This is a genomic window from Pirellulales bacterium (genome assembly GCA_035656635.1).
Classification (GTDB): domain Bacteria; phylum Planctomycetota; class Planctomycetia; order Pirellulales; family JADZDJ01; genus DATJYL01.
The window spans coordinates 1-16,655 of the sequence record DASRSD010000168.1 but is presented as its reverse complement, the minus strand read 5'-3'; the positions used below and the strand labels follow the sequence as shown (position 1 = coordinate 16,655).

Sequence of the window (16,655 nt, the reverse complement as noted above, 5' to 3'; positions counted from 1 at the left end):
AAGAACAAGGCGCCGTCGAACCCGCATGTCGGGCCAGCGCCGTAGCGGCGGAGGCCAGAGGGGGCTGGATGCTTCGGTCAACCACCGCTCGAACACTGCTGGGAACGCTCGTCATTATTGCCGCGGCAATTGCGTATCTGCCGGCGCTCCACGGGCAGTTTATTTTGGACGACGATTTACTGGTGACGGAAAATCACGTCGTTCAAGCGCCTGACGGGCTGTATCGAATTTGGTTTACCTCGCAAGTGCCCGACTATTGGCCGATCACCAACTCTTCCTTTTGGCTCCAGTGGCGGCTGTGGGGAATGAATCCGACGGGTTATCACGTCACGAACGTGGTTTTGCATATTCTCAATTCGCTGTTGCTGTGGGCAATTCTGCGTAAGCTGCAAATTCCCGGCGCATTTTTGGCGGCCGCGTTGTTCGCTTTTCATCCGGTGAATGTGGAATCGGTGGCTTGGATTGCCCAGCGAAAAAATGTGCTCTCGATGCTGTTTTTTCTGCTAAGCCTGGGCTGCTATCTGCAATTTCAAAGGGCTCTGCCGGCCGAAGGTGGCGAATTGCCCGCCGCGACGCACCGGCCGCGAAAAAAACGCTGGTACGCTTTGAGTTTGATCGCTTTCCTGCTGGCCATGCTTAGCAAAGGGTCCGTGGCGGTCCTACCGCCGCTGCTGTTGCTCATTACCTGGTGGCGCGCCGGAAAAATTACCAAGCGTGATCTGTTTCAAACCGCGCCATTTTTTCTGTTGGCAATTGTACTCAGCCTGGTCGACATTTGGTTTCAGGGGCATGGCAGCGGCGCGGCAATTCGCTCTGCGGGAGGAGAGGAACGTTTGCTGGGAGCCGCAGCCGTCGTGTGGTTTTATCTGGAAAAAGCCCTGGCCCCCTTTGGCCTGACGTTTGTTTACCCGCCGTGGAATATCGACACCGCGGATTGGCGGTGGTGGATTCCGCTGACTTCCGCCTTGGCGGTTACGGCGGCACTGTGGTTGCTGCGCAATTCGCGGCAGGCGTATTGGGCGCGGCCGCTGCTGTTTTTTTGGTGTTTTTTCTGCATCGCGCTGGTGCCGGTGATGGGATTCATCGACGTAGGCTACATGCAATATTCGCTTGTTGCCGATCATTACCAGTACATTGCGCTGATTGGAGTGGTCGCGCTCGTGGCCGCCGGCTGGAGTATTTTGCAGCGAACGCGCATCGGATGGGCCAAATCCGCCGCCGCAATAAGCGCGGGGCTTGTTCTCGTTGGGCTGGCCATTTTGACCTGGAAGCAAAGCGGCCTCTATGCTGGCCCCATTCCGCTTTATGAAGATACTCTACGGAAAAATCCAGACTGCTGGCTCGTCCAAAATAATTTGGGGGTAGCGCTGTCGGAAAACAACCAAGCGGGTGCCGCGCTTGCACATCTGGAGCAAGCTTCGCAAATCAATCCCAATTCTGCCGACGCACTGGCCCGCAATAATCTGGGCGTAGCGCTAACCGAAAGCGGCGACTTAGAACAAGCCCTGGAGCTTTTTCACCGCGTGTTACAGATGAAGCCTGATTATCCCGACGCCGAAGATGGCCTGGGCATGGCGCTGTACAAAGCCGGTCAAATTCAAGAGGCCCTCGCGCATGTCCAGCGCGCCGTGCGTTTAGAGCCCAACAACTTCAAAGCGAATTGCAATCTGGCGCTGCTGCTGGCCAAGGCGGGGCAAATTCCCGAAGCGCTCGCGCAATCGGAAATGGTAATTCACATGAATCCATACTCTGCGAAAGCGCATAACAATATTGGAATTGTCTTGGCCGAGGCCGGCCGTCTGGACGAAGCGCTCGACCATTTTTCCCAGGCCGTTCAACTTAACCCGGACGATGCAGCGGCCTATTACAATTTTGGCAGCGCGCTGGCCAAGGCCAGGCGACCCCAAGAGGCTGTACAGCGCTTGCAAGAATCACTAAAACTCAAGCCCGACTATACTGAAGCTTGGGCCAATTTAGCCGCCGCATACGCCGCCGCTGGCCAAACCGCCGAAGGCATTGCCGCCGCCCAGAAAGCGTTGGCCTTGGCCCGTGCGCACAACCAAACACAATTAGCCGAGCAAATTGAAAAATGGCTGCAGCGAACGCAGTCGTCTGATAACTCTTCCCAGAACTCACCTTCGCAGCCCCGTGTGATGGCTCCCGCACGTTAACGTGCCCCGCAATTTCCGATGATGCTTTTGTCTCCCCCAGCCAACGGTGTCGGCGCTGATTCAATTGAAGGTGCGCAAACACCCAAAATGCATCAGGCGTGGTTTTGGCTGGGCGTGGCCGCAATTATCGTGAGCTCATTCCTCGCTTATTGGCCGGCCATCCATGGAAAATTCATCTGGGACGATGAAATGCTGGTCGACAATAACGTGCTGCTCCGCGCTCCCGACGGCCTTCTGCGAATGTGGTTTTCGACCGAGCCGGCCGATTACTGGCCCATGACCAATAGCAGCTTCTGGCTGGAGTGGCAGTTGTGGAACGCGAACCCCACCGGTTACCACATCACGAACCTGTTGTTGCACATCGCCTCCGCCTTCCTTTTATGGGCGATCCTGAAAAAGCTGTCGCTTCCCGGCGCGTTTCTAGCGGCATTATTGTTTGCCGTGCATCCGTTGAATGTGGAATCGGTGGCCTGGATTTCGCAGCGCAAAAACACGCTGTCGATGTTCTTTTATTTGCTGTCGATTTTGTCTTACGTGCAGGCGGAGCTTGCGCCGCGGCCGGAAAATCGAACCTGGCTTCCCGGCGTCAACCGCTGGTACTGGCTCAGTCTGGCCGCGTTTCTGCTGGCGATGTTAAGCAAAGGCGCCGTCGCCATTTTGCCGTTGTTGCTCCTGCTGCTGGTGTGGTGGATGCGCAAGCGAATCACTCGGGCCGATGTACTCCGCACGGTTCCGTTTTTTCTCATCGCCGCCGTACTCACGGTCGTGAACATTTGGTTCCAGACACACGGCGTGCACGAAGTGATTCGCAATGTCACGCCTACAGAGCGCGTGCTCGGCGCCGGCGCGGTGGTTTGGTTCTACCTGTTCAAATCGCTGTTGCCCATCGACCTGATGTTTGTTTACCCACAGTGGCACGTTCAGGCCAATGCTTGGGTGTGGTGGCTGCCGCTGTGCGCCGCGTTCTTGGTGACCGCAGTCTTATGGTGGCAACGAAATACGCGCTGGGGGCGACCCCTGTTTTTCGTGTGGATGTTCTTCTGCGTGGCGCTGGTGCCGGTGATGGGCTTCACCGACGTGTACTATATGAAGACTTCGCTCGTGGCCGATCACTATGCTTATTTTGCGCTGCCGGCCGTCGTCGCCCTGGTGGCGGCCGCATTCAGCCTGGCAATTTATCACCTGCGTGGAGCGTTCCAGATGGCGATGCTGGCGCTTCCGATCCTAGTCGTGGCCCTGTTCACCGCCGCCAGTTTTCAACAAAGCCGCATTTACAGCGATCCCACCACGTTGTATCTGGCCACGCTGGAAAAAAATCCCGCCTGCTCTTGGGCCTACAACAACCTGGGCGTCGAGCAAGACAAGCTCGGGCAAACTCAAAATGCCATTTCGTATTTCAAGCAAGCGCTCAATATCGAGCCAGAATATCCCGAAGCCCTCAATAATTTAGGCGCCGATTTATTCGCCACCGGGCGTCCCCAAGAAGCCATCGAGCTGTATCGGCACGCGCTGCAAATCAAGTCCGACTTTCCCGCCGCCGAAACCAATTGGGGCAATGCCCTCCTCGCGCTGGGGCACCCGCTGGAAGCGATCGAACATTTTCAGCATGCCATTGAGCTCCACTCGGATTACGCCCTGGCTTATTACAATTTGGCCAACGCATTCTTGGGCTTGAACCAACTGGATCAGGCGATCGAAAATTATCAGCGTGCGATTCGGCTCTACCCGGAATATACCGATGCCCACTATAACCTGGGGCTGGCTTACCTGCGTGCCGGCCGCCCCGGCGATGCGGTTACTCAATTCGAAAATGCGTTGCGGCTGAATCCAGCGTCGGGGCGCACCCATTTCAATTTGGCCGTGGCCTTGGAAAATCTGAACCGGCGTTCGGAGGCAGTAGCGGAATATCGCCAGGCATTGCAGGCGGCACGCAACGAAAAGCAATTCGAGGTGGCCGATCAAATCGAAAAAATACTGGCCAAATTTCCGTCGGAGCAACCCGATCAACCAAAGCAAATCGTTCCGAAAAATTCCTTGCCGCAAGCCATCCCGTCCAGTCCGCAGTAACTATAGGAAACGGTTGCGTGCCCCGGCATAAAAAGAAATCTGCCCAACAGAAATCACCCGCGCCGGCGGCTGCCACCACGACCCAAGCGCTTGCGGCAGCCGATTTGGCCTTGGAGCATGGTCGCCGTTTGGGCCAAAGCGCGTTTGTGAAAAAGTTCGAGAAGTGGCTTTCAGATTATCAGCGTCTATTGCGGGATTCACCGCTTCTGCCGGTAAATCCCGAACAAAACACCGCCCTGCCGCCGGCTTCGTCGCCTAATTTCAAAAAAATGTAGTGGCGATGGGTGGCCGGGGTCGAGGCCGCCGAGCCCCCGGAATCCAATCCGCTGGGGGCTCACTTCGTTCGACCCCAGCCACCCAATAAGCACGACCGCCGCCGGCCGTCCGTTGACAGAAGCCGGTGGCAAAGATATGGTTGGTAAAGAGCAATCCAAACGGCCCTACAGTTTTCCGAGCCTGATGATCCACGTCGCACAAAGCATCGAAAGTTTCGTTGCCCGGCGGTCGAGCCTGTCGGTGATCGTAGGCATTATTATTCGGGAGGTGCGGCCGTAAGGGCTTCGCATAAGCGAACACATTTCAGCCCTGCGGTCGGACCAACCGGCCGCAGGGTTTTTTGTTGAATGGGGAATGCCGAATGCGGAATGGGGAATGACAAAACAAACGATTTGCTCATCCCCCACTCCCAATTTGTTCATTCATCATTCCCCATTCCACATTCCCCATTTGATCACCACTCACCACTCACGCACCATGCCCCGCATCCAAATCTACGACACCACGCTTCGCGACGGCAGCCAAGGCGAAGGCGTTAACTTTTCGCTGCAAGATAAGCTGCTGATCACCCAGCGGTTGGACGAGCTGGGCTTCGATTTTGTCGAAGGAGGCTATCCCCTTTCCAACGAAAAAGACGCCCAGTTTTTCCAGCGCGTTCAGCAACTCAAACTGCAGCACGCCCAGGTGTGTGCTTTTGGCATGACGCGCCGCAAAGGGGTCAAGCCGGAGCAAGACCCAGGCATGAAGGCGCTGCTGGAATCGGGCGCGAAAACCATCACCCTTGTCGGCAAAACATCGGCTTTTCACGTAACCGAAGTGCTGCGCGTTTCGCTGGAAGAAAACCTGGCGATGATTGGCGAAACCATAAAATATTTGTGCGACTGTGGCCGGCAAGTCATTTACGATGCCGAGCATTTTTTCGACGGCTGGAGGCTCGATTCGAATTATGCCGCCCAAACCGTGCGCGCCGCCGCCGAAGCCGGCGCGAAATTGGTTGTGCTGTGCGATACCAACGGCGGCAGCATGCCAGAGGAAGTTGCTGAGTTCACGAAAGCCGCCCAAGCGGCGCTTCCTGTGCCGGTGGGCATTCACACCCATAACGATTGCGATTTAGCCGTGGCCAACTCGCTGGCCGCGGTGGCCGCCGGAGCGGTGCAAGTGCAAGGCACCATCAACGGCGTCGGCGAGCGCTGCGGCAATGCCGATTTGATTTCGGTCTGCGCGAATTTGGCCGTCAAGAAAACCGGTTACGAAGTGCTGTGCCCCGGCGGCGCGCAGCGGCTCACGGAGCTTTCGCGCTATGTGTATGACCTGGCCAATATGAACTATCGTTCCAACCAGGCATTTGTCGGCCACAGCGCTTTCGCCCACAAAGGGGGCATGCACGTGCACGCCGTCGCCCGGGTGACCAACAGCTACGAGCACATTGCGCCAGAGCAAGTCGGCAACGAACGGCGCATTTTGGTGAGTGAGCTGTCGGGCCGCTCGAACATTGTGGCCATGACCACCAAGCACAATTTGCAGGATAACCGCGAATTGATGGACCGCATTCTAGCGCAAGTAGTGTCGCTGGAAAACCAGGGCTATCAATTCGAAGCGGCCGAAGCGTCGTTCGATTTGTTAGTCCGCCGAGTCGCCGGCACCTTCCGCCCACACTTTGATACGCTGAAATATCACGTTTCGGTGGAGCGCAACGATGCCGCACTCTCCATTCCCCATTCCCCATTCCCCAATTCCGATCGGCCCGTCCCCCCACACACCGAAGCCACCGTGAAACTTCGCGTGGCCGATAAAATTCGCCATGAAGTGGCCGAAGGAGACGGCCCGGTGAATGCCCTGGATGCGGCCCTGCGAAAAGCGCTGAACGGTTCCTTCCCTAACCTGCGCGAAATGAGCCTTGTCGATTACAAGGTTCGCGTCATCAATAGCGAAGCGGGCACCGCCGCCGGCGTGCGCGTGACCATTGAAAGCCGCGATGAGAAAGACATGTGGGGCACCATCGGCGTGAGCGAAAACATTATTGAAGCCAGTTGGAAGGCGCTGGTCGATGCCATCGAGTACAAATTGTGCAAAGATGAGCAACCCAGCACGGCACACGGGAATGTGGCGAGTGCAACGCGGTAGTGCTTAGCCGCAACCGAGCTTGTTTAGCCGCGAGGCGCCCGCCGAGCGCTTGACGCGTGTCGCCAAGGCTCGACAGCTTATCGCATGATCGTGGCCCAGATTTTCACTAGAAATTGGGCCACGGTTTTTGTTATGGTGTATCGACGCTGGATTTGAGCACCTATTCAGCAACGCAGCGGCTTGCCGACCGGCCGCTGCCAACTCCATTGCAACATGGACCAGGCCGGCGCGAAAAAACCATCAACAATGCACACTTTGGGATGGAAACTCGAATCGTTTTGTCATGGGCCGCACCAGGCAGTGCCGGGAATTGCTGCCGGCTCGCTACGGTGCTGCCGACAAAACACTGCCGTTCTGTCACGAAATAAAATCCGGATACAACTGACACTCACCTTCTCGATGGACCAATGAGCACCACCGCCCCAGCCACTGCCGACCTTCCCAAGCAGTACGATCACGCTGCCGCGCAAGACCGGTGGTACGCCTTCTGGGAATCGCGAGGTTACTTCAACAGCGACCCGCCGACTGCTCATAAAGCCGGCGATGGTATCGCCGGTGCCGCCGCATCTTCTCCCTCTCCCTCGACGGGAGAGGGCCGGGGCGAGGGTGCCGTCAAGCCAAACGGCAAGCCCTTCACCATTGTCATTCCGCCTCCCAATGTCACCGGTGCGCTGCATTTGGGCCACGCCCTAAACAACACGCTGCAAGACATCGTCATCCGCACGAAGCGAATGCAAGGCTACAACACGCTGTGGATGCCCGGCACCGATCATGCCGGAATTGCCACGCAGGCCGTGGTCGAAAAGCGGTTGCGCGAAGAAGAAGGACTGGACCGTCACAAGCTCGGCCGTGAGGAATTGGTCAAACGTATTTGGCAGTGGAAAACCCAGTACGAAGCCCGCATTCTCGGCCAGCTCAAGCAAATGGGCTGCAGTTGCGATTGGCGGCGGACACGCTTCACGCTGGATGAAATGTGCGCCCGGGCCGTGCGGCACACGTTCTTCCACATGTTCAAAGATAGGCTGATTTTCCGCGGCAAACGGTTGGTGAATTGGGACACGTTTCTGCAAACCGCCGTGGCCGACGACGAAGTGTATCATGACACCGTGAAGGGGCACTTCTGGCACATTCGCTACCCTGTGATCGGCGCAGATAAATCCCAGGGGGAGCCCGAGTTTGTCACCATCGCTACCACGCGCCCCGAAACCATGCTGGGCGATACCGCCGTGGCCGTGCATCCCGATCCGGCGGCGGCACTGGATAAAGTGGAGCGTGAATTGCGCGAGAAACTGGACGCAGCGTCGGCGAAGGAAAAAGCCACGATCCAAGCGGAAATCGATTCGCTTAGCCATCGCCGCCAGGCGATATTGCCCGGGCTGCTCAAACTGCGCGACATGGCTCAGGCCGGCCGCAAGTTGATGTTGCCGCTGGCGAACCGTGAAATTCCGCTCATCGTCGATCAATGGGCCAAGCCAGAACTCGGCTCCGGCTGCGTGAAAATCACCCCGGCCCACGATGAAAACGACTATCAAGTTTGGCAGCGGCACAAGGAAATTGGCGCCATTAACATCATGACGCCCGAAGGGACGCTCAACGACGCCGTGCCGGAAAAATATCGCGGCCTGAAAATGCACACCAAAGGGCGCGAAGCCGTCATTGCTGATTTGATAGCGATTGGTTTGCACAATCCGGAAACCGATCGGGAAGATCGTGAGATTGACTTGGCCCATTCCGACCGCTCGAAGACGCCGATCGAGCCGTACTTGGCCGATCAATGGTTCGTCCGCATGGGCGACAACCCCGACGGCACCCCCGGCCTGGCCCAGAAATGTATGGACGCCGTTTCTGACTATAAAACCGCGACCGTTGGTCGCGCTGCTGAACCCTCTCCCTCGGGGAGAGGGCAGGGTGAGGGGGCCGCCGGAAAAATCAAAATCACCCCCGCCCGTTATGCCAAAAGTTATCTCGACTGGCTGGGCGAAAAGCGTGACTGGTGCATCGGCCGCCAACTCTGGTGGGGCCACCGAGTGCCGGTGTGGATCCGTGAAATGAAAGTTAGCGAACTCTTTGACAGTGAAGACCCACGCACTTACTGTTTGTTTGAGCAAACCTTTGTGGAATCAGTTGTATCTGTAGAAGAACTGGGTGGCACGCGACGTTGGCATGACATCGAAGTCAACATGCCTGGTAGTGTCGAATTCAGGCAACTTCAGGAGACCTATGATAAGGAAGGTGACTTCGATGTCCGCGTGTATATCTGCCCTCGACCATATTTGCCGTTGACTATTGAGCAACGACGCGAATTCGCAGATTCCGCTAATGACGCTCGTGTTCGCTCTCACGACGATCCACTCGAACAAGATCGTGTTCAGCGTTTTGCCGAAGATGCTGGCTTCGTCCAAGACCCCGACGTTCTCGACACCTGGTTCAGCTCGGCTCTCTGGCCCATGAGCACCCTCGGTTGGCCGGGGCCGGCGCTGGCAGATCAACCTCAGGGACCGGCCAATCCGGAGTGGAACGATCAAAAATATTACTATCCCACGAGTGTGCTCATTACCAGTCGCGACATCATCACGTTGTGGGTCGCCCGCATGGTGCTGACCGGCTTGTACAACGTGGGAGAAATTCCGTTTCACGATGTGTATATTCACCCCAAAATTTTGGACGGCTACGGCGAGACCATGTCCAAAAGCAAGGGGAACGGCGTCGACCCGATCGACATCATCACCAAGTTCGGCGCCGATGCTTTGCGGTTCGGCCTGGCGTACATGGCCACGGAAACGCAAGATGTGCGGATGCCGGTGGAATTTGAATGCCCACACTGCCAAAAGCTAGTGGAGCAAACCCAGAAGAACCGCACACAGCCGCGGATCGATTGCCCGCATTGTAAGCAACCGTTTTCGACGCAGTGGGCCGCCAAGGCGGAAGATGCGGCGTTGCCCCGCGCCGCCGTGGTGAGCGAACGGTTCGAGCTGGGTCGCAATTTTTGCAATAAGTTGTGGAACGCTGCTCGATTTGCGCTGTTGAATTTGGAAGGGTATGCCGCAGGTCCGGTCGCCATCGACAAGTTGACGGTTGAAGATCAATGGATTTTGAGCCGGCTTCCGACCGTGACATCACAAGTTTCCGAGGCGCTGGATCAATACAAATTTGCTGATGCAGCGCGCCTGCTGTACGATTTCGCTTGGGACGAGTTTTGCAGCTTCTATTTGGAAATGAGCAAGTCACGGTTACAGAACGAAAGCACCCGGTCCACGGCCCAACGGATTTTAGCGCACACGTTGGATGTTATTTTGCGGCTATTGCACCCCATGACGCCGTTTATTACCGAGGACGTTTGGCAACGATTGAATGCAGCAGCGCCCATGCGTGGGCTCACCAAACCGCAAGCAGCAGCGGAAAGCGTGATGATTGCACCGTGGCCGCTAGCGGATTTATCGCTGGTGAACGAAGAAATTGAGGCGCGGTTTGCACGGTTTCAGGAAGTTCTGGGCGGTTTGCGGGAAATGCGCGCCAGGCAGGGAATTGCTCCGAAAACGACCATCCACTTTGCCGCCAAGTGCGATATCGCCACCAGCAAATTACTTGAGCCCATGCGGGCGTATTTTGAAACCATGGCTGGGGCCGTACTGACCGAAATTGGTTCCAGCGTGGCTGTACCGCCATTATCCGCAAATTTCACGGCCACCGGAATTGAGGTGTTTGTCGATTTGGCCGAACACATTGATGTTGCTGCGGAAATTGCTCGTCAGCAGAAAGAAAAAGCAAAGCAAGAGCAGATGATTGCGGCGAAGGAAAGGCAACTTGCCAACGAAGCATTTGTGAGCCGCGCACCGCCTGCAGTGATTGCCAAGGAACGAACGGCTCTGGACGAACTGAAAGCCACCAGAGTCTCAACAGAAGCCACGTTGGCCATGTTACAAGCCAAGAAAAAATAGCAGATTCTGCAAGCCACTGGATTGCCAACTGCACGCCATTTTATAATTGGGAGGTATCGCACGGAGTGACCGTTGTCGTTCGCCGCCAGGTGCGTAATCATTCGTAAAGGATTGAGCTATGCCAGTGCAGATGGAATTGTCGCGGATCATCATCAGCGAAATCAACGACCAACAGGTGATTTATCTGAAGGAGGTTGATGGCGATCGGACATTCCCGATTCTCATTGGCATTTTTGAAGCCACGAGTATCGATCGCCGCGTAAAGCAATTTCATTCCCCTCGGCCGCTTACGCACGATCTGCTAGTGAACATTATCGATCAACTCGGCGGTGAATTGCAGGACGTGGTGATTAGCGAATTGAAGGAACACACGTATTACGCGTTGCTCCGAGTGCGAAAGGAAGGCGAATTGATTGAAATCGACGCCCGACCGTCCGATGCCATTGCCGTAGCGGTGACCGCCGATCCGGCGCTGCCGATTTACGTGGCCGAAGAGGTGCTGAACGATGTATTGGGAGAATAATCCATAGTAAGCATACCTCATCGTAACGCCGTGCAAACACGTTACGAATTGCTCTTACCCGGTTTTATCTCGTTCCGAAAGTTGTTTGAAGGCAAGCTAACGCACGTTGTCCCACGGCACCGTCAACCAGCACATTCACCCGTACTTCGCTGGTGCTCATCAAATCGAGATTGATACCGGCATCTGAAAGCGATTTAAACAAACCCAGCGCCACTCCGGAATGGCTGCGCATACCGATTCCTTGCACGGAAATCTTGTCGATCTTGGGGGAACTGCTCACGCTCCCGCAACCGCATTGTGAAGCCACACTCTGGGCAATGGCCGCACTCCGCTGCAAATCGGCTTCGGGAACCGTAAACGTGAGGTTGGCTTTCCCGGCCCGACTATAACTCTGGACAATCATATCTACAAAAATGCTCGCTGCGGCGATTTCTTTGAACAAAGCCGCCGCTGTACCGGGGCGATCTGGAACGGCTTCGATTGACACGCGGGCCTGTTTTTCATCGAGTGTGATTTCGTCGATGGTCAAATCTTCCATCCCTTGCAATTCACGGACGATGTCCAGTGCGGTCGAAAGCAAGGCATGGGCGCCAGAATCGCCAGGGCCGCCATTAGCAGGTTCTTTGTTCAAACCAAATGCGGCATGAACGGCGCGTAATGCCGGCAAGGCCTGCTCGCGAGCAATCAGCACGCTAATTTTAATTTCACTGGTGGTGATGGTCTCAATATTGATGCCGGCTTCGCCCAGGGCATTGAACATTTTTTGGGCAACGCCGGTTTGTCGCGCCATACCGAGGCCGACGACCGAAAGTTTGGCGACGTCGTCGTCGTGACTCACGTTGGCCCCGCCCAGTTCCACGGCGGCTTCTTTGGCAATCTCCAGTGTTTGGGCTAAATCGTTCCGCGGCACGGTGAATGAAATGTCGGCTTTGCCGCCGGCGCTTACGTTTTGCACGATCATATCGACGGCAATGTGGCGCTGGGCCAACTGCGAGAAAATCGCATGGCTGATTCCAGGCCGGTCAGGCACCGCTTCCATCGTAACTCGCGCTTCATCCTTGACTAGGGCGGCGCCGCTGACAGGCTGTTTGGTTGATTCCGATTCGGCCACGATCATCGTGCCCGGCACATCGCTAAAGCTGCTGCGCACATGAATTGGAACGTTGAATTTCTTGGCGAACTCAATCGAGCGGCTGTGCATGACCGCCGCGCCCAAGCTGGCCAGTTCCAGCATTTCGTCGTAACTGATGCGCTTTAACCGACGTGCTTCGGGAAGCTGCCGTGGATCGGTGGTATAAACGCCGTCCACGTCGGTATAAATTTCACAGGCATCGGCTCGCAGCACGGCGGCCAAAGCCACGGCGGTGGTGTCGCTGCCGCCGCGGCCGAGCGTAGTAATGTTGAAGTTTTCATCAATTCCCTGGAAGCCGGCCGCAATGACGATGTTTCCCTCATCCAGCAGTTGCCGCATGCGATCGGTCGAAATGGAATGAATGCGGGCTTTGGTGTGTGTGCTATCGGTTCGAATTCCGATCTGTGCTCCCGTCAGGCTAACAGCTTTCGAGCCGAGCGATTGAATCGCCATGGCCATCAACGCCACGCTGACTTGCTCGCCGGTTGAAAGCAGCATGTCCATTTCGCGCGCGCTGGGTCGATCGGTAATCTGACCGGCTAGGTCGACCAGGTGATCGGTCTGATGCCCCATCGCGCTAACGACCATCACCACTTGATTTCCTTGCTGTTGCGTGCGAATGGCCTTTCTAGCCGCCGCCAGAATTTTCTGGCTATCGGCTACGCTGGTGCCGCCAAATTTTTGAACTACAATGCGCATTGATGTAAATTTGGATTGGAATGCAAATGACGAATGTGTTAGTCAAAAAACCACTAATTTGCTGGTCGGCCGAGGAAATGCCCCATCAATCGCCAGCCTTCTTTGAATGCTAATTTCGATTCGCCGGCCGCTATTTCATCATAGGTCGCAGCACTGTCGGGCTGAATGCCGGCGCCGGCCATCGCCACGGGCACAAAGCCGTGACTGTGGGTTTTCAAACGGATGGGCGTGGGATGATCGGGAGAAATCAAAATGCGGTAATCGCCTTGCTTTTTGAGCGCCGCATGCAGCGGGGCGACAATGTGTTGGTCGATCTGCTCCAGTGCCTTGATTTTTTCAGTCGTGTTGCCCATGTGCGAAGCTTCATCGGTCGCTTCCACATGCACGCAAATGACGTCGGTGCGGGATAACGCTTCGATCGCGTATCGCCCCTTGGCAGCGTAATCGGTATCAATGTAACCGGTTGCGCCGGGCACTTCGATTCGCTGCCAGCCGATCAGCGCCGCCAATCCGCGCAGCAAATCGACGGCGGTAATCATCGTGCCTCGCACGCCGTACACTTTTTCAAAGGGAGACAATCGCGGCGTGCGGCCCAAACCCCACAACCAAATGTTTGTGGCCGCTGGGTGGCCTTGGGCACGGCGAACTTTATTCACCGGATGATCGGCAAACAAATTCACGCTATCCGACATCAAGTGATTCAGCAAGTCGCTTCCCGGTCCGCGCGGATAATCATCAAGGACCGTCTTATCCGTCAAGTCATGCGGCGGTGTAGCGCGGGTATCTTGGGAAAACGGCGCTGCTTTCTTCGCACCGCGAAAAACAAGCAAGTTGCGGTAACTTACCCCGGGATAGAATTGCAGCTGTTCATTCCCGAGCTTTTCCTGCGCGGTGGCGAGCAATTGCTTTGCTTCGTCGGTGGAAATATGGCCGGCGGTAAAATCCAGCATGATTTGATTTTCAACCGTCACCAAATTGCAGCGAATGGCCCAGTCTTCCGGACCCAATTCAATTCCTTGCGCCGCGGCCTCAAGTGGTGCACGCCCGGTGAAATGCTCCAAGGGGTTGTAGCCCAACAAACTTAAGCAGGCCACGTCGGAACTAGCGGGGAGCGATGGCGGCACATTATTCGAGCGCGCCACAATCCCCGCCTGCACCACGGCATCCATCGCCGGGGTGTGGGCCGCCTGCAATGGCGTTTTTCCGCCCAGCGAATCTTGCGGCTCATCAGCCGCCCCGTCGGGAATAATGATGGCGTATTTCACGGGCGTTCCAGGGCTAGGGATGGCATTTCAAAAGTCGGATAAACCATTTTGTCCCGGATTTTTTTTCGCGGGACAAAAATCGCAACGGAATCGAAATTTCTCGGTAAAACCGGTTCAAAGGCGATGAAATTTGTCATCAACGAGTTCATTGTTGGCCATTTATTGATGCGGCGATTGATGCGGTTGATAGCGCCCAATGCAAATGTTTGTGCGGGGCCGTCGCCTAATTTGATTTTGGGTAGCTGGAGTCGAACGAAGTAAGCCCCCAGCGCCTTGAAATTCCGGGGGCTCGGCAGCCTCGACCACGGCCACCCACGGATTCTGATTCAAATTGGGCGACTACCCTGTGTGGGCGGGGCAACCCACTCCACACATTAGGTACGCTCAGATTAGCACATCGGTGGCCCTAAGGGCAGGCAGTTTTTAGGCCACTGGCCGTGGTGCAAACGGCATAGAATCACGGACCGAAACGGAAACTCACTTCGCGTCCGCCAGGCCCGGCACGGTTGCCATCGTGGGCCCGCGCAGCAAATTATCGTGCACTAACAGTTTCGCGCCGCTGACAAAGTAATCATGAAAATCGGCCACGACCAGGTTGAAGCACACGGCCTCATCGCTCGGCTCCGCGCTGTCAATCTGCATCATGCCTCGCGCCGTGTGCAACCATTGGCCCGCTTTTAGTTCCTTGGCCATTTGCCAGCCGATGCCAGATACCCAAAACGGATGCCCGCGCGTCGAGCGAATGACCGTCTCGCCCAATTTCGTTTCGATGAGCGCACTTGGCGGGCGAATCGTCGTGCCAATCACCGGCTTGTACGCCAGTTCGCTGGTTCTCGAATCTTGCGCCAGCACCAGCTCGCCGACTTTAATGTTTTCAATCTGCATCGGCCCACTCATCGTCCACACCGGCGTGCCAGCAGGAAAGCACGATACTGCCCGGCGAACGGTAACCGAACTAATATTATCAGGCTTTTGGGGCGGCTCATAAAACTCGTTGCTTTCTAACCACCAAGACCACCAGGCAGTCGGATCACTTCCTAGTTGTTGCCCAGTTGTTTGCTCCAGCACGTCGGCCAGAACCGAATTGAATTCTTCCGCGTGCTGATTGATATGTTCGATTTTGTTGATCGTGTTACCAACCGCTCTTTCTCTCGACAAACCCGATGTGGCTTGTCCCACCAAGCTCGTTTTGTTTTCATAGGTAACAAGTAAATCATTCCGATCAGGCTCTTCTTGGTAGAGCTTTAACTGATGGACGAAGTTATAACTGCTAAAATTGAGAATGTCGTATTGGTATTGAATTGGCATTTTTAAGGCCAAGAGCAATATCGGAACGTAGCCGTACGGAGATCGCGACTTGAGTGCGTAGATCGCTGTCTTGGCAACTTCATCGTAGGGCGAAAACACGGCGAATCGTAACAAAGATTCCGTCGCTGCTTGCTGCGGCATGGCGGCCAAGCATTCGACAATCGCTTTGCCCACTTCGAGCCCGCTGTTGGAAAGCATTTTTTCCAAAGAAGGAATCGCCGCCGGATCACGAATGGCGCGAATTTGCTTGAGAATGTCGTCGCGCGTCTGTGGTTTTTCCCGCCACTGCTGCAGCCACTGGGCCGCTTGCTGTTTCCACTGATTTGATTCCGCGAACGATTGTTTTACTTGAGCTTTGATGTCATCGAGCTGCGCCGTCGGCACTAATTGGCCTCGATAACGCACCAATCCTAATTTCGTAGTGGCTTCCTTATTGCCTGGATCCAGATCGAGCGCGAACAGCAAGTGTGCCCGCTGCTGTTCTTTGAGGCCTGCCTTTTCGCACCAGCGGGCCAAATTAAGTTGCTCATCAACGGTGACGCCGGCCTGATCGCGCAGTTGGCGATATTCGTCCAGCTTGGCCGAATGCGCATCGCGCTTGGCGGCTTCGTCGACTGAAACCCAGCCTGTGCTCGATTTCACTTCGCCCCGTTGCCAGTGTGCCGGCGCATAGTCGGGCGCAATTGCCAGGGCTTGTTTGAGCAGCGCATCACGTTCCGCCGGCTTGCCGGCCGCTTCGGCTTTTAACGCCTGCTGCACCAACTTTGCGGCCTGATCGATTTTCGCATTCGCCGGCTGCGCCGCTGGTGGCTGTTTGCCTGCCGCCGGAGCATCTGCTGCACGGCACATCGCCGCTCCCAAAACTACGGCACCAAAAGCCAGCGCCGCCAGTACGCTACCAAGCTGCCCACGTAGGCGAGTCTGTTCACGTAGGCGAGTCTCTCCGAGACTCGCGGGCGCGTTTCGGAGAAACGCGGCTACGCGAAACGCCAGTGCGATCTCGCGAGCACCATTCGCAAAAGAGTTCCGCATGGTTGCCTCCTGCCGGAAACCGGCATTACGATGCGGCAGATTCGATCGACCCACGAAATTCTCTGTACCCCACGATCATCCCTATCCGCCCGAATTCTACCAAACCTCAGGGGGATTTGT

The 16,655-nt window shown here is 56.0% G+C and carries 9 protein-coding genes; 6 read left to right on the top strand and 3 right to left on the bottom strand.

All coding sequences use genetic code 11. The features are described from left to right. The first annotated feature begins 68 nt into the window (after nt 1-68). From VFE46_17320 to VFE46_17295, 6 genes are all read left to right on the top strand, one after another. Nucleotides 69-2,171 (top strand): tetratricopeptide repeat protein, encoded by a 2,103-nt coding sequence (locus VFE46_17320; protein ID HZZ29759.1) that lies wholly within the window; start codon nt 69-71, stop codon nt 2,169-2,171. 18 nt (nt 2,172-2,189) lie between these two features. Further along, nucleotides 2,190-4,238, top strand: coding sequence for a tetratricopeptide repeat protein (locus tag VFE46_17315; protein HZZ29758.1), 2,049 nt, complete (start codon nt 2,190-2,192; stop codon nt 4,236-4,238). A 17-nt stretch (nt 4,239-4,255) separates the two neighbouring features. After that, complete coding sequence (locus tag VFE46_17310) at nt 4,256-4,513, top strand: hypothetical protein (protein HZZ29757.1); 258 nt, start codon at nt 4,256-4,258, stop codon at nt 4,511-4,513. Nucleotides 4,514-4,991: 478 nt separating this feature from the next. Next, entirely contained in the window at nt 4,992-6,638 is a 1,647-nt protein-coding gene (gene cimA, locus VFE46_17305) for a citramalate synthase (GenBank protein HZZ29756.1), read from the top strand. Nucleotides 6,639-7,045: 407 nt separating this feature from the next. Beyond that, a complete protein-coding gene (locus VFE46_17300; GenBank protein HZZ29755.1) occupies nt 7,046-10,576 on the top strand; it encodes a valine--tRNA ligase in 3,531 nt (1,176 codons plus the stop codon). 118 nt (nt 10,577-10,694) lie between these two features. Continuing rightward, nucleotides 10,695-11,099: a bifunctional nuclease family protein gene (locus tag VFE46_17295; GenBank protein HZZ29754.1), complete on the top strand. Its 405-nt coding sequence runs from the start codon at nt 10,695-10,697 to the stop codon at nt 11,097-11,099. Nucleotides 11,100-11,163: 64 nt separating this feature from the next. Here the strand turns inward: VFE46_17295 and VFE46_17290 are convergent, their stop codons facing one another. The 3 genes from VFE46_17290 to VFE46_17280 all read right to left on the bottom strand — a co-directional run bounded on the left by VFE46_17290 (nt 11,164) and on the right by VFE46_17280 (nt 16,352). Next, nucleotides 11,164-12,930 (bottom strand): aspartate kinase, encoded by a 1,767-nt coding sequence (locus VFE46_17290; GenBank protein HZZ29753.1) that lies wholly within the window; start codon nt 12,928-12,930, stop codon nt 11,164-11,166. Between the two features lie 53 nt (nt 12,931-12,983). After that, nucleotides 12,984-14,195 (bottom strand): cofactor-independent phosphoglycerate mutase, encoded by a 1,212-nt coding sequence (locus tag VFE46_17285; GenBank protein HZZ29752.1) that lies wholly within the window; start codon nt 14,193-14,195, stop codon nt 12,984-12,986. A gap of 477 nt (nt 14,196-14,672) precedes the next feature. Beyond that, a complete protein-coding gene (locus VFE46_17280) occupies nt 14,673-16,352 on the bottom strand; it encodes a polymorphic toxin-type HINT domain-containing protein (GenBank protein ID HZZ29751.1) in 1,680 nt (559 codons plus the stop codon). Between the last annotated feature and the right edge of the window lie 303 nt (nt 16,353-16,655).